The sequence below is a fragment of the Brevibacillus choshinensis genome (genome assembly GCF_001420695.1).
In the GTDB taxonomy this organism is placed as follows: domain Bacteria; phylum Bacillota; class Bacilli; order Brevibacillales; family Brevibacillaceae; genus Brevibacillus; species Brevibacillus choshinensis.
The window spans coordinates 755,064-774,360 of the sequence record NZ_LJJB01000010.1 but is presented as its reverse complement, the minus strand read 5'-3'; the positions used below and the strand labels follow the sequence as shown (position 1 = coordinate 774,360).

Sequence of the window (19,297 nt, the reverse complement as noted above, 5' to 3'; positions counted from 1 at the left end):
TTCTCCCGGGTGGAATTTTTCTCAAAAAAACTACTTGGAAAGCCCGCAGAATAAGGCAAGTGGGAGAGCCAAAGCTGGCCGAGGAAAAAAGGGGAAAAAGCGAAGATCTTTGGAGCCGGACAGGGATGACCCCAAATGGGTGTTCCTATGAAGCTGGAGCGTTTTCTCCCTTTTCCTCTCCTCCACTACAGTTAGAATCATTCAATTTTCCCGCCTTTTTCTAATTTGTAATCCCTCTGTAAATCATTTGTAACGATATTTCACCGGATTCGTCCTATAGTTGTGAATGTAACCAACTACTAGGGGGAAAACGCAATGAACAAAAAATGGATGAAGCCTGTTACATTTCTACTGCTTGCTGGAGTAATCGGAGGTTCCGGTCTCGCAGCTTCCCATACAAAGGTCGCTCATGCAGAAACCGAAGTAGGCAAACCTTTTGCCGCAGCTTCTGAATTGAAAATGGATAAAAACTATTATGTCATCGACCAAAAATCGACAGATGTGACCGGAGACAAGGTAGCAGATACTGTCTACTTGCTGGGCATCAAGGAAAAACAAGACGACATTTTCGCTTCCAACATGAACATCGTTGTTCAAGATGGGAAAACGAAAGCATACAGCAAAACAGAATTAGGCGATCTGGGCGGTTATGAAGGGACTTTGACACTCGTTGACTTCACAGGTGATCATGTAGCAGACGCCTTTGTAAAAACCGCAACAGGCGGCAGTGGAGGCATCTACGAACACGTTATTGCGACATTTGCAGACAAACAATCCAAAGTTATTTTTGGCGAAGATGAAAACGAAGGAATCAAATACGAAGGAACTTTCGTGGATGGTTTTAAAGTGGAAGGAAAAGGGAAGCATCTCGACAAATCGCTCACTTTTGATGTCAGTGCGAACAAGGATCTGTATGTAGCTGCCAAACTGTACGATCAAGCCGGGAAACTGGTAGCAAATAAAGAAGATTTGTCTGTCTATTCCTATCCGTTCAGTGCATTGACTCCGATCGACATGGATGGCAACGGAACGTTTGAACTGGTGGGGGAACAACGCGTCGTAGGAATCAATAACGCCGACACTGTCTCCCACATCAACTCTGTTTGGGGCTTTGGCGCAGACGGAAAATGGAATCCGTGGGAAGTAGAGTACTCGACCTTCCTGATCAAACATCCAGGTGAAGCGATTCAGACCCAAATCGGGAAATAAAGCATGAAAATCAACCCTCGCTCTGGAAGGAATGGAGCGGGGGTTTCATGTTTCGGCAGCGTTCTACAGCCCTCTTCCAACTCATATACTTCATGGGTGCGACCAACCCCAAAGGAGGACGAGCGGATGGAAGAGCATCTGGCCCGTTATTACGAACTCAAGGAAACACAGAAACGGGTGGAGGAAGAGCTGAATGATTTGCGGAACAAGCTGGTGGAGAGCTGCCAAAACACGGACAGCCTAGAGGAAGGGGCCTACAAACTGACGATTTCCTATCAGGAGCGTCGGGAGTACAACGATGATCGGCTGTACAATGCATTGCCAGATCCTACTCTCTGGCGACTGTTGTCGAGAGCGGATACCGGGAAAATCACCAGTCTGATCAAACTAAATGTCATTCATGAACGTGTGCTGGCTGGCACTTACGAGACGAAAAGGGTACCCGTGGTGCGAGTCCAAAAGAGATGATTGAGAAGTGTCCTTCCATCGAGAAGGGCACTTCTTTTTGTACAGATAAGAATTTATAAGATTCTTATCCAGTTTTTCTAATGAAAGGAAGGTTGTGGGGAGAGGATTCGAACAAAAAGAAAACCTGTTAGACCACGGTCAACAGGTTTTGGTTCACTATCCCATATGCTTTTTGTACATCCACAGCTGACCGCTCTTGATGACGCGAGCCATTTGACCAACCAGAGATACTTTCCCCATGCTAGCAAAGCCTTCTTTTTTGCCGAGGGAACCGAGGAAGCCTTTGTGCTTGAGAGCTGGCAAGGAGGTTGGATAGTCCTCTCCTTTAATATCCTTCTTCAGCATCATGGCAATTTGTTCGCCCTGTATCTCAGCCGTTTGAGCGCTTGGTGCGATAATGGTGCTCGCACAGTCACCCACGACGTAGACGTTCGGATGGGATGGGATTTGATGATACTGATTCAATTTGGCGCGTCCAATGTTGTCTGTCTCGATCGGTAGTGAGCGCACAATCCGGTTCGCTTGGATACCGGCCGTCCATACGATCACATCGCTCTCCACAGGTTGGTTGTGGTTGTACACAACACCAGGCTCGATACCGGTTACACAAGCCATGGAGACGAGCTGTACTTCATGCTCGATGAACCATTGAGAAGCATACTCCTGCAGTTTTTTCGGGAATGGGCTTAGAATACTTTGCCCGCGGTCTACAATGCGTACGTTCAGGTCTGGGCGACTCTCACGCAACTCAGCAGCCATTTCTACGCCACTCAGTCCTCCACCCACAACAGTAACTGTACCGTACGGATTCACATTATTAATGGCCGAATAAGTGCTGCGGGTCGCTCCCATGGATTGAATCGAGCAAGTATACTGCTCAGCACCAGGGATATCGTGGTAACGGTCCTCACAGCCCAAGCCAATTACGAGCCAGTCGTAGGAAATGGTGTCCCCATTGGAAAAATTAACTACCTGCTCGTCCATATCCAATCCGGAAATTTCCCCGTATTTGATCGTCAGGCGAGGATCATTGGGAAAAGTGACTCGCAAGTGAGATTCCGGTGTTGTCCCTGCAGCCAGAGCATAGTACTCTGTTTTCAAGCCGTGAAACGGCATCCTGTCTACGAGGGTAATAAACACGTCGTCTGGTAATTCAGGGGACAGGACTCGCTCAATAATACGAAGACCCCCGTATCCTCCACCAAGGATCACAAGTCGTTTCATAGAAGGTCTAGTCCTTTCTTCTGTCCGTTTTATACAGCACCCATTCTATTTTTAGTCTCTTTCGCCAAAAATGCAAGCAGAATCTTTTTCCCGTTTTCTCCGCTGGATTTTTACAGCAGACGCGGTACAATAAAGGACGTGACGATGTCGAAATTATCGGTAGGTGAAGATAGATGAAGCCTTTAGTAGAATTTTGTGCGAGCAACGTTTCTTCCTATACCCAATCCGTCGTAGATGCGCTGGAAAACGATCCGGAGCTGGACGTCGATGTACTGGAGTATGGCTGTTTGGGTTATTGCGGCGAATGTTATATGCAGCCGTTTGCGTTGGTCAATGGCAATCTGGTGCAAGCCGAGACCGCCGAAGAGCTGTTAACGAAGATCAAGAACAAGCTGCGTGAGGAAGACGAAATGATGAACTTGGACTTTCCTCTGTAAAGCAGCTTCTCTTTACTATGTTCAACCCGATCCATTCAAAAACATGGAAATATCATTAATGAACAGTCTACAATACGTACCATTACGGATTGTCCAAATAGAAAGAAGCTGATGCCACTTTGTCGAGGCACCAGCTTCTTTTATTTATACATGGAGATAAGGAATTAATGTTCTTTTACGACATTGTAGAAGGTGTCGCGTTCCAGAGCACGTTTGCCTGCACCTTTGATCAGCCAAACCAATTCATCGACTGTCAAAGCTTGTTGAGTCAGGGCACCGGCAGCATGGCTGATGCGCTCTTCCACGAGTGTACCGTGAGCATCGGACATCCCCATCGTCAATGACAGCTGAGTCAATTGCGTACCAATATTAATGAAGTACGCTTTGATGTGTTGGAAGTTATCCATCATCAGACGGCTGATCGCCATTGTTTTCAAGTCGTCGATCGCGGAGTTGCGGCGCTTGATACCTGCACTAGCTTTGATTGGTTGTACAGCGAGTGGAATAAAGACCAGGAACCCGTTGGTTTCATCCTGCAGCTCGCGCAGACGCATCATGTGGATCACGCGCTCTTCCAAAGTCTCGATCGAACCGTAGAGCATGGTGGAGTGTGTTTTCAGCCCCAATTGATGAGCGGTACGGTGTACTTGCAGGTACATGTCTGTGCTTGCTTTCTCCGGGCTCATTTTCATCCGATAGCGCTCGGTCAAGATTTCAGCACCACCGCCTGTCAAGCTTTCCAGACCAGCGTTCATCAGTTCTTTTAACACGCCTTCGATAGAAAGACCAGAGATACGGGAGAAGAACTCGATTTCAGCACCGGTATACGATTTGATGGTTACATCTGGATACGCTTTTTTCAATGTACGCAGCGTGTCGATGTAATACTCGAAAGGCATGTGCTGATTGTGTCCGCCTACGATGTGGAATTCGCGAATCCCAGGATGGAAGCGAGTTTCTACGTAGTGTAGCAACTCTTCGGTGCTCATAGTGTAAGCTCCGTCTTCATCCTTGTCACGACGGAAGCCACAGAATTTGCAATGGGCTTCACAGACGTTTGTCGGGTTAATGTACATATTTTGTACAAAATACACATTGTTGCCATTCTTCCGCTGATTCACGAGGTTCGCGAGCTGGCCGATCGTCAACAGATCGTGGGAATTGAAAAGAGTAACACCGTCTTCCAAAGTGAGGCGTTCGCCGTGCTGTACTTTTTCTGCGATACCGGCGAGCGATTTGTCTTGGATGGCAATGGTTTCAAGCGCCATACCAAACACTTCCTTTCTTTCATTAAATAAAGTGTAATTTTTGTGAGGTTCGTCCAATTTTACCCAATCGTGTACGTTCATGGGATTGGAGTCGTCTCTGATGTATGAAGATGATCCCCCTGCTTCTTCAGTGGAGATTCGGCTGCATTTCGGTCGCGATAGGCGTAAAAATGAGACCTAAACGATCGACGAGAGAATGCAAAAATCGGGCAACAAGGCACCTATATTATAAACCTCTTGGATGGAGGGAACAATATCATAAGTTCACCAACTCTCGACTGTAAAAAAATTACAATTCTCGGCAAAATATTGCGCTGTAGTAGGGGAATGTAGGAAATTTTGTTTGCGAAATCTTAGGTAATCTTGTAAAATATAGGTAGTTAGCCTGATCTACTATTAGGAGGAGCTTCAAATGCGGGACGTTTTACTCGAAAAAATCGAACTCCTTCGACAGCGTATGGTAAATATGGGGTTAGAGTTTGGGTTAGATCATCCAGAAGTCCTAGAATATAGTATACAAATTGATCAACTACACAACGAACTGAACCAAATAGATCATGGTCTGTCTAAGGTAGGAACGAGCAAGAAAACATATCGCTTTTATCTACTTGAAAATCATGCCTATTTCGCATAAGAAGGGGAAACCCTTCTTTTCTTCATTTTGGATACAAGTAATCTGCAGAATGGGCCTTAGAAGTGCAGGGGAACCTTGTGAGAGAGCACGATTGTTTTGTATACTGGAGATAAGCAATAATAAGAAGTAGCCTGTAAAGGAGGAAAGAAGCATGATTACAATGACAGAGCAAGCCAGCCTGAAGGTAAAGGAAATGCTGGCAGCAGAAGATAAACCCAATCTGTTCCTGCGGGTCGGAGTTAGACCAGGTGGTTGCAGTGGCTTCACCTACGGTATGGGCTGGGATCAAGAAATGAAAGAAGGCGACGAGGTCTTCGAGCAGCATGGTGTCAAAATTGTTGTCGATAAAGACAGTTATCTATACATTAAAGGTACCGAAATTGACTTCAAGGAATCCATGATGGGCGGAGGCTTTTCCATCGAGAATCCGAACGCAGTTGCTTCCTGCGGCTGTGGGTCGTCGTTCAAGACGGCGCTGGCAGCGGGTAAGGCAGAGAAGTGTGACGACTAATCAACCGTATTATCTAAAGTAGACCTCTATGGCTCATGAATCGAGCCAGGGAGGTTTTTTGTTTGGAAGTGATTTTCCACTCTTTGTATCGATCCATAGTCTTTCCACGTATTTACAATTTGTAGGACGAATACGCGGCAAGGAGTGGAAACGTGTGGCTTTAGAGACACAAAGACAGAGCAGCCTTCCATGGCTGTTGATTGGTTCCGTAGCAATCGGTATTTTAGGTGATTACTTGTTCTATGGCAAGGCATTTGGCATCTCCTATCCGTTGTTTGTGATTGGGCTATACGCCTTGTTCTTTTGGCAAGCCAAGCAACGAATCCATCTGACATTTTCGCGGGATCAGTTCTACGCATGGTCGCTAACCTTGCCGATTTTTCTGCTCGCGTTGACCTTTTTTCTGTATGACAATGCGTTTTTCCATCTACTGAATTTTGTGATCGTCCCGTTTCTCTTGGTCGCTCAAACGATGCTACTGACAAAAAGGCATCAGCAGAGCTGGTTTTCTCTCGGATTCTTGGGTGAGATGATCGAGACGGTGCTTTTGTACACGATCAAGTACACGAGCATCCCTTTTCTTCTGCTTCGTGAATGGATAAAGAACAGAGTGGATCGTACCAAATACGGAGTAGCAATGAAGGTGCTGACCGGTATCGGGATCTCGCTGCCCATTCTTTTAGTAGTACTGTCCTTGCTCTCACAGGCAGATGGGGTATTCGGACATTTTCTGGCGGAAATCCCGCGCATGTTGTTTGACTGGAATTCGGCAGAGGCACTCTTTCGCCTGTTCCTGATCGGATTGGTGGCGCTCGTGACCTTCGGCTATATGTACTCCATTTTGGGGCCAAGACAGCAAGGGGTGGCAGTCCTGGTACCTGCACAATCGGAGGAGAATAAGATCGCGTGGGACGGCATCATCCTGGTAACGATCCTGACGATCATCAATGTGGTGTATATCGTCTTTACAGTCATTCAGATCTCGTATTTGTTCGGTGGCGCACAGGCAATCTTGCCAGAGGATATGACATACGCGGAGTACGCGAAAAAAGGGTTTAATGAGCTGGTCACCGTGACGATCATCAATTTTATCTTGCTTGTGAGCTTCATGTACCTCGCGTCGAGGGCACAGAAGCTGATCTACAGAATCGTTCAGGTCATGCTCAGCCTTTTGACTGTCTGTACGAGCTGTATGCTGATTTCCGCATACTTCCGCTTGTCTCTGTACGAAGAGGCGTACGGCTATACCCATACAAGGTTTTTGGCGCATGCCTTCATGATCTTTTTGTTAGTGCTGTTTGTGATCGCTTTTCTGAAAATCTGGAGAAATGGCTTTTCCCTGATGAAATATTACGGGGTAGCGGGGATCGTCGCGTATGTGGTCTTGAACTACATCAATGTGGATGTGCTGATAGCGAAAAACAACATTCAGCGCTATCACGACACCGGACGAATTGACATGGAGTATTTAGCCGAGCTCTCCTATGATGCGATTCCGGTGATCATGACGTTAAAGAATGATAAGGCAGTGGCTAGTACACTCCAGTACAATCTCCAGGAGAAGGCGGAAGATCTGCAGGAAGAGAGGAGCTGGCAGTCGTTTAATGTAGCTAGATACGTGGCCAAAAGCTATTTGGAATAGAAGGGAGATCGTTCCTCCAATGATTGGCATCACCATCTTATTTCTCCTGTGTATAGTTGCAGGGGGATACTTTCTTACCTTTCAAACGCTGTATGTGCAGACCTCATCCGTTCATCTGACAGTGCCCCGAATGCCTCCATTGACCTTGATCCACATAACTGATCTGCATGGGAGGACCCGCTATCTCAACGGTTCCTTGCATCATCTCCTCAATCGTTGGAAGCCGGATATCGTTTGTGTGACAGGCGATTTGGTGCAAAATAGCGGCCAGCTAGCTCGGCTGATGGAGGAAATCGCCAAGATCGAAGCGAGGCATGGGATCTATTTTGTACCAGGCAATTACGAGCGGGAGGAAATTCGGGGCTGGCAAAAGAGATTGTATACGACTGGTGAGATCGCCGCCTGTAAAAAGCAGTGGGAGTCGCAGATGACCGTACTGGAAAATGAAGACAGTCTCATAAAAATCGGTGAGGCTCTGATACGGGTGTACGGCTTTGATAATTCCACGTACGGCAACGAACAGTATGATACTCATAGGGAGGTAGAGCACGCAGACTGGACGGTGTTCCTCGCACATTCACCGAATATCATTTCGCTCATCCATGAAAAAGGTATTCATGCCAATCTCTTGCTCACGGGTCATACACATGGCGGGCAGGTCAGGTTGTTCGGGAGGACCTTTGGTGCGTACAAGGATTTTCACATCGGGCAGAAAAAGGACAAGCTTGTCGGTCTTTTTTCGATTAGTAGGGGACTCGGGACAGCCAAGATTCCCTTGCGGCTGAATTGCTTTCCGGAAATCACAGTATTTTTGATCAACCATTAAATCAGAAAAATGCCCTCGTCGTTGCCGTGATGCAACTTCGAGGGCTTTCTTCTTTAAAAATGATTAGCGGCGCGCAGCTGGCTTGATCTCTGCAGGAATGGGGCAGACGTAGGAGTGCCCATCCAAGCGTTCTTTCAGCTCGGCTTTGGCTTCTTCGATCACTTCAGGGCGTAGCAGTACGTCGATAGCGGTAGCGGCCATGACCTTACCGGCGTGCAGCATTCCTTTCTGACCGATAGACATTCCACCCTGGGAAACGGCCTGCCAAGAATGTAGCTGCGTGCCCATAGCAAAGCACGTAGTCGAGCATTGGACCGTTGGTGTGATCCAGCTGACATCCCCGACATCGGTAGAACCGGACATCAGGCGTGGGGTTTGCATGTGAGGAAGGAGGAAGCTCGACAGCTCCTGTTCCTTCAGTTGATTCAACAAGTCTTTAGAGCCCGGACCTTTTAGTTTGGCGAGCATCTGCAGCTCGCTGTTCTTGTCTGCATCAGGGATGGTCGTGCGAATTTGACGGGCGAACTCTTTTTCCGCGTCATCAAACAAAGGGACTCCGAGCTCGCGGAAGTTTTCGTACATGACACGCTCCAGTGCTTGGTTCGGGATGAGATTGGAGCACGCTTTGTCAAAAATGATCTCGACTTCTGTCTCTGTCATCATGGCAGCGCCTTGCGCGATTTTGCAGACGCGCTGGTAGATTTCTTCTACCTGCTGGGTTTGCGGAGCGCGGATCAAATACAAGACATCCGCTTCTGCCTGCACGACATTGGGAGAAAATCCACCGGTATTGGTGATGGCATAATGCATGCGTGCTTCTGGAATGACGTGCTCACGCAAATAGTTGACACCGACATTCATCAGCTCGACCGCATCCAGTGCACTCCGTCCGAGATGGGGAGCGGCGGCAGCATGGGCAGCTTTGCCTTTGAACTTGAAGTACACCTGATAATTCGCCAGGCTGCTGATCGACATGATCGCATTGAAATTTTGCGGATGCCAGCAGATGGCAAAGTCTACATCGTCGAACAGACCTTCGCGGGCCATATAGGCTTTACCGGATCCGCCTTCTTCCGCAGGGCAGCCGTAGTAGCGAACCGTACCTTGGATCTGGTTTTCTTCCATATAATAGCGGATGGCGATAGCAGCCGCCAGCGAGCCAGTTCCCAATAGATTGTGACCACATCCGTGTCCGTTGCCACCTGCTTGGATAGGCTTGTGAACGGGATTTCCGCGTTCCTGGCTCAAACCAGAGAGGGCGTCGAATTCCCCGAGGATGGCAATGACAGGACCACCACTTCCGTAGGTGCCGACAAAAGCTGTTTGGATGTCCGCGAGATCTTTCTCTACCGTAAAGCCCTCTTGTTCGAGCGTCTGGCAGAGCAGTTCGGCAGAGCGGACCTCCTCAAAGCGAGTCTCGGCAAACTCCCAGATACGATCGCTTACATGTGTAAGGAGTTCACTTTTTTGTTCAATGATTTCTGAAATTCTGTCGCGATTTACCATGTAGAACACCTCGCTATAGCAATTTTTTTCTCGAAAGCCCCAGCGAAAATCAGACGCTAGGAGTCACTGCCTGTGGTGGTTCTTGTCTGGAAGTGGACCCTGTGCGCAGCGTCATGCCTACTACGAATGGGATCGCCGTCGCAATGATCAACAACCAGAAAGCTGCATCATAAGAGCCGTTAAACTGTTGAATCATAAAGCCCATGGCTGTCGGTGCTATGACCCCAGCAATTTGTCCCCCGAGATAAATCAGGCCAGAAGCAGCCCCTACGGAAGACGGAGATATGTACTTGAGGGGCATGGTCAGAGTGGTCGTAACCGCTGCGCCGAGACCGATGCTGGCAAATGCCTGATACGTGACGACGAGGGCAACAGTTGGTGCTTTTGACAACAGATAAAGCGATATGATACCAATGACTGAGCCGATCGAGATCAAATACTTTTCGCGTCCGACCATTCGTTTATCCAGCATCCAACCTGTACCCAAGACGGTGAAGAAAGACAAAATCGCTGGAATGGAAGCCAAAGCACCCATGGATACCATATCGAGATGGCGTACTTTGACCATGTAGGAAGGCATCCAGGACATCATGCCCCAGTTCACCATGGAAATGCCGAAATAGATGGCCATCAGCTTCCACAGCATAGAAATTTTCAACAGATCTTTGAGCGGGAGCTTATCAGTAGAGCTTTTGGCTTTGACTGCTTGGGAGCCAGTGGGATGCAAAAATTTGGCGTAGAGTAGAGCTAGAAACAATCCGAGTACCCCGAGAATGACGAACATGGTTTGCCAGCCGTATTGCTTGGACAGGCTAGCGGCGACCAAGGTAGCCAACACGGCACCGATCGTCGTAGCGGAGGTCAAAATCGATTTGGCACGAGCACGCTCATGCTGTGGAAAGCTTTCGGCGACAGCTACAGAGCTGGCGGAAGGATAGCTGCCTTCGCCGATCCCGAAAAGGAAACGAATCACAATCAGAGAAAGGAACGACCAAGCGGTACCCGTGAGAATCGTAAACACGGACCAACAGATGACGGAAATCAAGATGACTTTGCGCGAGCCGAATTTGTCAGCCAGACTGCCTCCGATTGGCTGCATGATTGCATAGCTGAGGAAAAAGCTGCTAAGAATAAGCCCGACCTGTGTTTCAGAGAGGCCAAACTCTTGAGAGATCGGAATGACAGCCACGTTGATCGCGACTTTGTCGAAGTAGTTGATGATCCATCCCAGACAAAGAAGCCCCAGGACCAGGTATTTGTGTTTACTGTTTGCAGCAGGCGTGACGTTCATCGAGATCCCCCTTGGTAGCGTTTTCAATGTTTTTAGCCAAAAGCGAGAAGACGAGAGCTCAAATTACAGTAGAGAAATGATCACCACCTTAGGAATCTTTACGAATATATTTTTAGACATGTTTAAGACGTTTTCTAAAAATACTTTAAAGCAATGTTTTCTGTATTTCAAGTCTTTTATAAATATTTTCAAAGGGGGTTGAATCTCCTATAATAAGCTAGTGAGTGAAAGGAGGGATTTCTATGATCCGTTTGGGTGCGATCATCGCCCAGCACTCTCTAAAAGAATTGACAACGGTGCCTGCCCGTGTCTCAGATACCTGCGAGGTCGTGCTGTTGCCCTATCATCGATTGCACGAGACTCCCGATCTGTACCGGCAAAACGAGCAGCTGGTCGATGGCTTTGTCTTGACTGAGCTGGCTTATTTCTACTTAACGGACCAATGGGGAAGCTTCACGGTACCGACCTACACCTTCCAGATCAGTGAGCAGGAGTTCTACAAAAAATTGTTTCAGCTCAGCATGAATCATCGGGATCTCGACTTTTCCCGTGTCTATATTGATTTTCTCTCCAAATATAACAACTTCTTTGGGATCAAAGAGGTCATTCACGCTGATTCCATGCCCTACACCGTTTCACCATTCCCCGTTACCGACAAGATTCATGAAGAAGTGCTGAACGAACACATACAACTGTGGCAGGAAGGCAAGATCGATCTGTCGCTGACGCGGATGAGTAATATCGTGCAAGATTTGACGACGCAAGGGATACCCCACATTTACCTGTTTCCTTCGCCTGACTCGATAGTTCAACAGTTTGAGCAGATCATCAGTGAACTGGCTGCCATCAAGCTGGCGGAGAGTCGGATTGCGATCGGGCACGTCACCATGGGTAGCGTGGAGACAGCCAAGGAGAGCCTAAACGAATGGGAGCTGCGGCAGATGCTGCTGCACAAATCTTTACTGGAGTTCAGCACAGAACAGAAGATACCGTTCATCATCCAAAAGTCGAACAACAGCTTTGAAATCATTAGCTCGTTTAAAGACTTGAAGACATTGACGGACAACCTCACGCAATGCTTACTGCTGACCTATCTGCAGAAGACGCTGCCCTTCCCTGTCCATATCGGATGGGGGGTAGGGAATAGCATGTACAAGGCGAGGATCAATGCCCAATCCGCGAATAGTATGTCTTATGCCAGCAAGACGAGTGGCACCTTTGTGGTGACAGACAGTGACCAGATCATCGGGCCATTGGGAGAAGAAAGCTGTCTGACTTACCGCAATCAGGTCAATGAATTTGTGCAGCGCAAGAGTGAAGAGACCGACCTGTCCACCTTGCAGCTACAAAAGATCATGGCCGTGCTCGCAAAGACTGAACGCAACGAGCTGACCGCTGAAGAGCTCGCTTATCATCTGGGGATTACGGTTCGTAGCGCCAATCGCATGCTGAATCAGCTCGAGGAAAAGGGAGTCGCGCGTATTCTTTACAAGAAACAGGAGAAATTGCGGGGAAGACCCAAGAAGATCTACCAGATTCAGCTGACCAGCGAGGAATAGGCGGAAAAGATTAGGATATCAACGTTAGCTAATTCGTCACCATTCAGTCACGATTCAGTCACAGACTCCCAGATTTTGGACAACAATCTTTCAGTAAAATGGAAGTGTAGAACAATCAGAAAGAAGGGGTCATGATGACAAAGAAGTGGGGATTGCTAGTTTCAGCTGTTGCTTTTTCAGCGATGCTGATGACGGCATGTGGTGGCGAAAGCAAAGATCAGGCAGCGAGTGGTACCCAAACCACCTCGACTCCAGCTGCTACCACAGGTACAGCGATCAATATTGAGGCGAGCAACTGGAAATTCAATCAAGATACATTTGAAGTAAAAGCAGGGGAAGAGTTCACGGTTAACTTCAAGTCTGCTGAAGGCTTCCATGGCATCGGCATCGAAGGAACGGATTTTGAGCTCCAAAAAGAAGGCAGCAAAACACTGAAAATCGATAAGGCTGGCGAATACACCATTTTTTGTAGCGTGATTTGTGGTCCAGACCACGGTAAAATGGTTTCCAAACTTGTTGTGAAATAGATTTGACGCATGGAGAAAGAAAAGAAAAGCACGACCACCCAAACACTTTGGCCTGCAACGCGGGTCAGGGTGTTTTTCCATTCTGCCGTAGGACATACTACAGAGGATGCACCCTACACGCAGGAGGAGATTGTAATGGCAAAGCACAACAACAAGAACAAACGACCAACAGAGGCATCAGCAGGTTCTCGGAGTACGCCTCCCAATACAGGGGAAAATACGGGGCACAATTTGCGGCAAGGAAAATAAGAAGTGGCGTAGCAAAAAAGAAAAGCGCGGCAGCGAGAACAGAAGGAAATGTTCTTGCATGCCACGCTTTCTTTCTATGAATTTAAGCCCTTTTGTTACGCATCGCGTATACCACATTGGGCCCATCACTTGTTCCGGCTATGTAATCGCGGTATGGCTCCGTCTCCATTCCATAGAGCGCCAGTTTGCCTTCTGAATCGTAATGTACGCCCCAGCCGAATTTTTTCGGTAGCATGGATGCCCGCATGCAAGGATGACTTTTCTGAAACAGCTCTGCGCGTATTCTGTCCCCATGTTGTTCTACCTGCTCGACGGGAATCTCCTTATGTCGAATGTGTACTTCGTAAATGAGATCTTCCAACGTGTAATGGTAGGGGGAGGCTGACAGCAGTTCGTATTGGATCATGTGAATGGAAGGTTTCGCGTTCTTTTTGGTGGTCGGTACCACGCCTACCGTTACCGGACAATCCTGAGCCACTTGGACGAAAGTATCGAGGATGGCATTCACTGCATCTTCACCCGCTTTTTGGAATAATCGCTTTTGAACAATAGCTTAGCGGATTTCGAAGCATGGGGCAATGCTGGGAAATTTTCTTCGGATTACGAAATACATATTTTGCCTCTTTGTGGAGAAAAGTATAGAGGGAATGTTTTCGTGATACCTCCAATGGCTCCGCTAACGGCAGGGCCGAGTTCTAAGCGAAGGAGAGGGTGGCCCTGGATAAAAATCGATATTACATCACGTTGCAGAGTGGAACGACTGTTGCTGAGATTCGCGATGAAAAAGGCTCTTCCACGTACGATTTTGAGATTGAAGCAACAGACGTAGAAGTGGGAATGCTGCGCGACTTACTGAACAATTGCGTGCATGGAGACTTCATGATGTGGATGCATGGACATACGCTATGGTCTGATATGCCTGACCGGGACAATGATGAATACGATGACAACCTGCGCGCAATCTACCAGATTATTTATCAGCATGGTACTTCCAAAACGAAGCAAGACTTGGAGCAAATGGGACTAGTGAAGACTTTGGGTCTAGATCGGAATGAATTGCGTCCGATTTAGGCACAAAATTATTTTTACACATTTTTCCACAATCCTTCAACAATCGTGCCACATTCAGTGGACACACTTTGGAAGGAAAGCGGGCAGCCAGCCCTTATGAAAAGAGCGCTGACCGTTTTCCTCTCACGCGAGGAATATCGTGCAGACAGGAAAAGGAGTGAACAGCATGAAGCAATGGAAAAAAGGAATGATGGTGACAGCGCTGGTCATGGGCTTGGCGATACCAGCAGGCGTTCAGGCTGCGGGGGGTCAATCCACCGTAGAAAACACGTTGATGCACAACCATGGCGATCATGGAAATGGGCAGGGAAAAATGCGGTATGCCATGAACATGGGGGCTCATCAGCGGATGTACATGACCCTCTTGGCGGAAAAGTACACACCGAATCAGGTGGGCGAGTGGCAAGCAGTACTCAAAGAGCGGGAAAAATTGATCGAACAACTTCGCGCTGCTCGAGAAACCGTCAGTGAAGAAAAAAGTCAGATGAGAGCCAAGCTGAGAGAACAGGTGCAAACCGGAGCAATCACCAACGATCAAATGGAGCAGCAATACAAGGAGTGGAAGGAAAAAAATCGCGGCGGTCAGGACCAGGCAGGGGAGAACGAAGACAGAAAGGCGCAAATCGAGAAATTCAAGCAGACGCATGAAGAGTTCGACGCAGCCATCGCCTCTGGTGATGCTACCAAGATCAAAACCGTTCTGCCCAAACTGCTTGAGCAAATGAAGGCCAAGAATGAAAGGCTGTCCAAAAAGCTGGCCGAGAAGAAAAAATAATCAGGTTGAAAAAGGACGTGTCATTTGTACGCGTCCTTTTGTGCGTTCAGCATCGTGACCGTCCATTCTCGGACGCTGACAGTCTGCTCTACGCGGCACTGTGGACACCAGCCCGTATGCAGACACTGATGTTGCACCCGATCAGGAAAGCCGTTATCCATTTTCGCATCATCAATCTCTTGATACGGACTATAGTCCCCATAATAATCGTACAAACGCCCCCCGTCCTCCAAGCGATTCCCACAGTGGGAGCATGCCTGCTCCAAGGAAACCAAACCATTGCAAACCGGACAAAGATGGTCCATGAGATCCTCCTAGAAGAGTCGTTCTGGGTGTCTGTTCTACTGTGCGCTGGATGATGGGGGAGTATACAGGAAGAGCCCGGCAGGTGACCTCAGCATAAGTGTCCCTACTAATCTGGAGCGTTTTCTCCTTTTTCCGCCACGCCGCAACAGTACCGAACGGTAGAACTAGGGCAAACAAAAAGCGCGAAGATTATCCTCCGCGCTTCCTCCTAAATCTCAAACACTAAGATTTAAAGTTGTCCATACTTGAAGAATGCCCAGGCTGCAGCTTCGCATCCGGGTTGAAGTAGCCAACTGCATTGTTTACAGCAGTAGGTGCTTCCCCAAAGCCGACAGCGATCAGCTTCACCTTGCCTGGGTACGTCGCGATGTCGCCTGCTGCGAAAATACCCGGGATATTCGACTCCATCTTACTATTTACCACGATCGAGCCCTTCTCCAGCTCCAGCCCCCAATTTTTGATAGGGCCAAGTGAAGAAATAAAGCCAAAGTTCACGATCACTGCATCCACTTCCAGATCAAGCTCTTCCTTGGTGGTGCAGTTGGAAAGGGTGAGACGTTCAATTTTTTCGGTACCATGCAAGGCAGCAACCTCAAACGGAGTCGTGACCTTGACTTTCGAAGACATCAGCATTTCCACACTGTGTTCATGGGCGCGGAATTTATCTCTGCGATGGATGAGGTGGACTTCTTTTGCGATCGGTTCGAGCATCAGGGACCAGTCTAGGGCAGAATCGCCCCCACCGATGACGGCAACACGTTGGCCCTTGAAGGAGTTCAGGTCGGTAACAAAATAGTGCAGATTGGATTTTTCGTATTTGACGGCATCTGGATGTTCCAGCCTGCGGGGTTCAAAAGCACCTACACCTGCCGTAATAATCACGGCCTTGGAGAAATGAGTGCCTTTGTCCGTAGTGATTTCAAACACGTCGTCCGCTTTCTTCACGACGTTTTCCACTTTTTCCTCTAAGCAGACAGATTGTTGGAAACGTGAAATCTGATCTTTCAGATTATTGATCAGGTCTTGAGCCAAAACCTTGGGAAATCCGGCTACATCGTATATGTACTTCTCCGGATAAAGAGCAGACAATTGCCCGCCGAGCTGGGGCATGCTCTCAATAATCTTTACACTCGCCTGACGCATGCCACCATAAAATGCGGTGAACAAGCCGGCTGGTCCGCCTCCAATGATTGTGATGTCGTAGATTTGCTCATCCTTTTGCAGAAAATTCAATCCAAAGCACCTCCGAAATTATCTGAACCGAACTCACCCATCATTATACCGTAAACTTCCAATCGAAAAAAAGCAGGGAAAATTCGGTCGACTAGGTAAAAAACCCTTGCAAATCAGATCTGCACTGGATAATATGATGGTGACTGTAAAGAAATTGCCACATTTTCATCTAGCTTTGTGCATTTTTTCACAGGTTGGAATCTATCTCATTACAGGGCAATCATTGCGAGACGACACGCATTCGGACTTGGGGCATCTTATTTTGTAACAGACCACGTGAAATTTCGCACAAACTTCTTTTACAATTATCCTGATGAATGGAAGGGATATCATGAGCACACCCAAAATCCTCATCCTTGGCGCCGGCTACGGAGGCCTGCTCACCACGTTGCAACTGCAGAAAAAGCTGAATTATAACGAAGCAGAAGTGACCTTGGTCAACAAGCACAATTACCACTACATCACGACCTGGCTCCATGAGCCTGCGGCGGGAACGGCCTCTGCCGACCATGCTCGCGTAGATCTGGACAGGATCATTAACAAGGATAAAGTGAATTTTGTTAAAGGGACGGTACAGTCCATCCAGTCCGAAGAGCAGACGGTCACGCTGGAAAGTGGCGAAGTCCTCTCCTATGATTACCTCGTTATCGGTCTGGGCAGTGAGCCGGAAACGTTCGGCATCGAAGGGCTCAAGGAGCACGCGTTCAGCATCCGCAGCATCAATGCCGTGCGCAATATTCGAGAGCACATTCAGTACATGTTCTCGAAGTTCAAACAAGAGCCAGACCGCACGGATTACGTCACGTTCGTAGTCGGTGGAGCAGGATTTACCGGTATCGAGTTCTGCGGTGAACTTGGCGATCGACTGCCTGAGCTCTGCGAAGAATTCGACGTCGATCCGAGCCAGGTGAAAGTATATTGCATCGAAGCGGCTCCAACGGCATTGCCTGGCTTTGATCCGGAGCTGGTCAGCTATGCGATGGATGTACTCGGCAAGAAGGGGATCGAATTCAAGATCGCGACTCCGATCAAGCAATGCACGCCAGATGGCGTCTTGCTGGCAAGCGGAGAAGAAATCAAGTCCAAAACGGTGGTCTGGGCAGCGGGTGTACGTGGCAACAGCATCGTAGAGAAAGCAGGCTTCGAAGTCATGCGAGGTCGCGTCAAGGTGGATGAATACTTGCGTGCTCCAGGTCATGAGAATGTCTTTGTGGTCGGGGATTGCGCCCTGATCTTTAATGAGGAAGGTCGTCCGTACCCACCGACGGCTCAAATCGCGGTACAAGAAGGCGAAACACTCGGCGAAAACCTCGCTGCTATGATTCGTGGAGAACTCACCCAAAAGTTTACTCCACATCTCCAAGGAACACTCGCATCCCTCGGAAAAGGGGAAGGCATCGGTCAGGTCGGATCGAAAAAGCTGTTTGGCAGTACAGCAGCTATGATGAAAAAGGCGAGCGATCTGCGTTACCTTTATAAAATCGGTGGCGTTGGTCTGGCCCTGAAGAAAGTAAAGCTGTAAACGATGCGCCACGCAAGTATTCAGGTCAGAGGGTTGATGACCCGTGAAGAAATGGACCGCTACAATGCCATGATGGAAGTAGGGGCGTATCTGGAAGAGCAAGGGCGCCACGACCTCGCCTGGCATGTGCAGCACGAAGTAGATATTCTGATCCTACCTGCCATCGACCGTCTCAAGGAAAAAGGACGGGAACGGGATCGGGAAAATCTACGCTACATGATCGATAACGGACTATTGGATGACGATGACGAGTGACTTGGCCCACCGGTGGATACGCCGGTGGGTTTCATTAATGGCCGGTGGATTTAAATATTCGCCGGGGGTTAGTTATGAACGTTGGAGGTCACGTATTTGGTGGTATACTCAAAGCACAGCATCGGACTAGAAGGGAAGCGATACGTGTGCGAGAAGGGAAAGTATGGCTGGGTGCCTGCGGAATCGTCATTCGCGGGGAAGAGGCGCTCGTGGTCAAAAAAGCGTACAGCGGGTTAAAAGGACAATGGTCGTTTCCAGCGGGCTTTGTTCAAGAGGGCGAGACAGTGGACGAGGCAGCGGTTCGGGAAGTACTGGAGGAAACAGGGGTGGAAGCCGTTGTGCAGCAGGTAGCTGGCATTCGCTCTGGCGTCATCCGAGAATCGATCAGCGACAACATGGTTGTCTTTTGGATGGATTACGTGAGTGGTGAGCCTCGGCCCCAGGAGGGAGAGATCGCGGAGACGCGTTTTATGCCGATCCAGGAGCTGCTTACCGATCCGTTGTCCTCGACCTATCTAAAGATCGTCTTGCCTGGATATAGAGAACGGGAACGCGGCATGCCTGGCCAAACGTTCGACATCGATCCCGTCTTTCAATACACTTCCTATAAGATCTTTAAGTAATTGTGAGAAAAAAGTAGCTAGACCGTGATGTTTCCGCTTACATCGCGGTTTTTTCTGTTTTTTCAGATAAATACTGAATTGTGCAAAAGATGCTTTTTCTGATAAAGTAAGACACATCAAAATTATCAGAAAATACATGCAATTATTCCCAACGCATGTAA

21 protein-coding genes are annotated in these 19,297 nt (G+C 48.3%); 14 read left to right on the top strand and 7 right to left on the bottom strand.

Translation table 11 applies throughout. From position 1 onward, the window contains the following. The first annotated feature begins 315 nt into the window (after window positions 1-315). Window positions 316-1,209, top strand: coding sequence for a hypothetical protein (locus tag AN963_RS13955; protein ID WP_055745175.1), 894 nt, complete (start codon window positions 316-318; stop codon window positions 1,207-1,209). A 126-nt stretch (window positions 1,210-1,335) separates the two neighbouring features. Continuing rightward, the gene (locus AN963_RS13950) at window positions 1,336-1,677 is read left to right on the top strand and encodes a hypothetical protein (RefSeq protein WP_055745174.1); all 342 of its coding nucleotides are present in this window, start codon (window positions 1,336-1,338) and stop codon (window positions 1,675-1,677) included. A 156-nt stretch (window positions 1,678-1,833) separates the two neighbouring features. Here AN963_RS13950 and AN963_RS13945 read toward each other — a convergent pair whose 3' ends face one another. Further along, complete coding sequence (locus tag AN963_RS13945) at window positions 1,834-2,901, bottom strand: NAD(P)/FAD-dependent oxidoreductase (protein ID WP_055745173.1); 1,068 nt, start codon at window positions 2,899-2,901, stop codon at window positions 1,834-1,836. A gap of 173 nt (window positions 2,902-3,074) precedes the next feature. Between AN963_RS13945 and AN963_RS13940 the strand changes: the two genes are divergently transcribed. Beyond that, window positions 3,075-3,338, top strand: a complete 264-nt coding sequence (locus AN963_RS13940) for a DUF1450 domain-containing protein (RefSeq protein ID WP_055745172.1) — start codon at window positions 3,075-3,077, stop codon at window positions 3,336-3,338. Between the two features lie 164 nt (window positions 3,339-3,502). Here AN963_RS13940 and mqnE read toward each other — a convergent pair whose 3' ends face one another. After that, the gene (gene mqnE / locus AN963_RS13935; RefSeq protein ID WP_055746300.1) at window positions 3,503-4,606 is read right to left on the bottom strand and encodes an aminofutalosine synthase MqnE; all 1,104 of its coding nucleotides are present in this window, start codon (window positions 4,604-4,606) and stop codon (window positions 3,503-3,505) included. Window positions 4,607-5,018: 412 nt separating this feature from the next. Here mqnE and AN963_RS13930 point away from each other — a divergent pair, with 412 nt between their 5' ends. The 4 genes from AN963_RS13930 (at window position 5,019) to AN963_RS13915 (ending at window position 8,219) form a co-directional block, all read left to right on the top strand. After that, entirely contained in the window at window positions 5,019-5,240 is a 222-nt protein-coding gene (locus tag AN963_RS13930) for an aspartyl-phosphate phosphatase Spo0E family protein (protein WP_055745171.1), read from the top strand. A gap of 151 nt (window positions 5,241-5,391) precedes the next feature. After that, on the top strand, window positions 5,392-5,751 hold the full coding sequence (gene erpA, locus AN963_RS13925) for an iron-sulfur cluster insertion protein ErpA (RefSeq protein WP_055745170.1): 360 nt from the start codon (window positions 5,392-5,394) through the stop codon (window positions 5,749-5,751). 154 nt (window positions 5,752-5,905) lie between these two features. Next, window positions 5,906-7,393, top strand: coding sequence for a DUF4153 domain-containing protein (locus tag AN963_RS13920; RefSeq protein WP_055745169.1), 1,488 nt, complete (start codon window positions 5,906-5,908; stop codon window positions 7,391-7,393). A gap of 19 nt (window positions 7,394-7,412) precedes the next feature. Then, window positions 7,413-8,219: a metallophosphoesterase gene (locus AN963_RS13915; RefSeq protein ID WP_055745168.1), complete on the top strand. Its 807-nt coding sequence runs from the start codon at window positions 7,413-7,415 to the stop codon at window positions 8,217-8,219. Window positions 8,220-8,282: 63 nt separating this feature from the next. Here the strand turns inward: AN963_RS13915 and AN963_RS13910 are convergent, their stop codons facing one another. Together AN963_RS13910 and AN963_RS13905 are read right to left on the bottom strand one after the other, a co-directional pair. Then, window positions 8,283-9,725 (bottom strand): M20 family metallopeptidase, encoded by a 1,443-nt coding sequence (locus AN963_RS13910; RefSeq protein ID WP_055745167.1) that lies wholly within the window; start codon window positions 9,723-9,725, stop codon window positions 8,283-8,285. Window positions 9,726-9,774: 49 nt separating this feature from the next. Beyond that, complete coding sequence (locus tag AN963_RS13905; RefSeq protein ID WP_055745166.1) at window positions 9,775-11,016, bottom strand: MFS transporter; 1,242 nt, start codon at window positions 11,014-11,016, stop codon at window positions 9,775-9,777. A 242-nt stretch (window positions 11,017-11,258) separates the two neighbouring features. On the opposite strand from AN963_RS13905, the gene AN963_RS13900 reads away from it, so the two are divergent. Both AN963_RS13900 and AN963_RS13895 read left to right on the top strand, forming a co-directional pair. Then, window positions 11,259-12,575 carry a helix-turn-helix domain-containing protein gene (locus AN963_RS13900; protein WP_055745165.1) on the top strand — a complete coding sequence of 439 codons (1,317 nt, stop codon included), beginning with the start codon at window positions 11,259-11,261 and terminating at the stop codon, window positions 12,573-12,575. Between the two features lie 131 nt (window positions 12,576-12,706). Next, window positions 12,707-13,102, top strand: coding sequence for a cupredoxin domain-containing protein (locus AN963_RS13895; protein ID WP_236707985.1), 396 nt, complete (start codon window positions 12,707-12,709; stop codon window positions 13,100-13,102). A gap of 331 nt (window positions 13,103-13,433) precedes the next feature. Here the strand turns inward: AN963_RS13895 and AN963_RS13890 are convergent, their stop codons facing one another. Next, the gene (locus AN963_RS13890) at window positions 13,434-13,859 is read right to left on the bottom strand and encodes a DUF6157 family protein (protein ID WP_236707984.1); all 426 of its coding nucleotides are present in this window, start codon (window positions 13,857-13,859) and stop codon (window positions 13,434-13,436) included. A 203-nt stretch (window positions 13,860-14,062) separates the two neighbouring features. Between AN963_RS13890 and AN963_RS13885 the strand changes: the two genes are divergently transcribed. Both AN963_RS13885 and AN963_RS13880 read left to right on the top strand, forming a co-directional pair. Then, window positions 14,063-14,422: a hypothetical protein gene (locus tag AN963_RS13885; RefSeq protein WP_055745163.1), complete on the top strand. Its 360-nt coding sequence runs from the start codon at window positions 14,063-14,065 to the stop codon at window positions 14,420-14,422. A 166-nt stretch (window positions 14,423-14,588) separates the two neighbouring features. Then, window positions 14,589-15,197 carry a coiled-coil domain-containing protein gene (locus tag AN963_RS13880; protein WP_083496940.1) on the top strand — a complete coding sequence of 203 codons (609 nt, stop codon included), beginning with the start codon at window positions 14,589-14,591 and terminating at the stop codon, window positions 15,195-15,197. Window positions 15,198-15,217: 20 nt separating this feature from the next. Here AN963_RS13880 and AN963_RS13875 read toward each other — a convergent pair whose 3' ends face one another. Together AN963_RS13875 and AN963_RS13870 are read right to left on the bottom strand one after the other, a co-directional pair. Beyond that, complete coding sequence (locus tag AN963_RS13875) at window positions 15,218-15,502, bottom strand: hypothetical protein (RefSeq protein ID WP_055745162.1); 285 nt, start codon at window positions 15,500-15,502, stop codon at window positions 15,218-15,220. A 223-nt stretch (window positions 15,503-15,725) separates the two neighbouring features. Beyond that, on the bottom strand, window positions 15,726-16,736 hold the full coding sequence (locus AN963_RS13870; protein WP_055745161.1) for an NAD(P)/FAD-dependent oxidoreductase: 1,011 nt from the start codon (window positions 16,734-16,736) through the stop codon (window positions 15,726-15,728). A gap of 331 nt (window positions 16,737-17,067) precedes the next feature. Here AN963_RS13870 and AN963_RS13865 point away from each other — a divergent pair, with 331 nt between their 5' ends. The 3 genes from AN963_RS13865 to AN963_RS13855 all read left to right on the top strand — a co-directional run bounded on the left by AN963_RS13865 (window position 17,068) and on the right by AN963_RS13855 (window position 19,136). Then, window positions 17,068-18,258, top strand: coding sequence for an NAD(P)/FAD-dependent oxidoreductase (locus tag AN963_RS13865; RefSeq protein WP_055745160.1), 1,191 nt, complete (start codon window positions 17,068-17,070; stop codon window positions 18,256-18,258). A 3-nt stretch (window positions 18,259-18,261) separates the two neighbouring features. Then, a complete protein-coding gene (locus AN963_RS13860) occupies window positions 18,262-18,513 on the top strand; it encodes a hypothetical protein (RefSeq protein ID WP_055745159.1) in 252 nt (83 codons plus the stop codon). A 146-nt stretch (window positions 18,514-18,659) separates the two neighbouring features. Continuing rightward, window positions 18,660-19,136, top strand: coding sequence for an NUDIX domain-containing protein (locus tag AN963_RS13855; RefSeq protein ID WP_055746297.1), 477 nt, complete (start codon window positions 18,660-18,662; stop codon window positions 19,134-19,136). The last annotated feature ends 161 nt before the right edge of the window (window positions 19,137-19,297 follow it).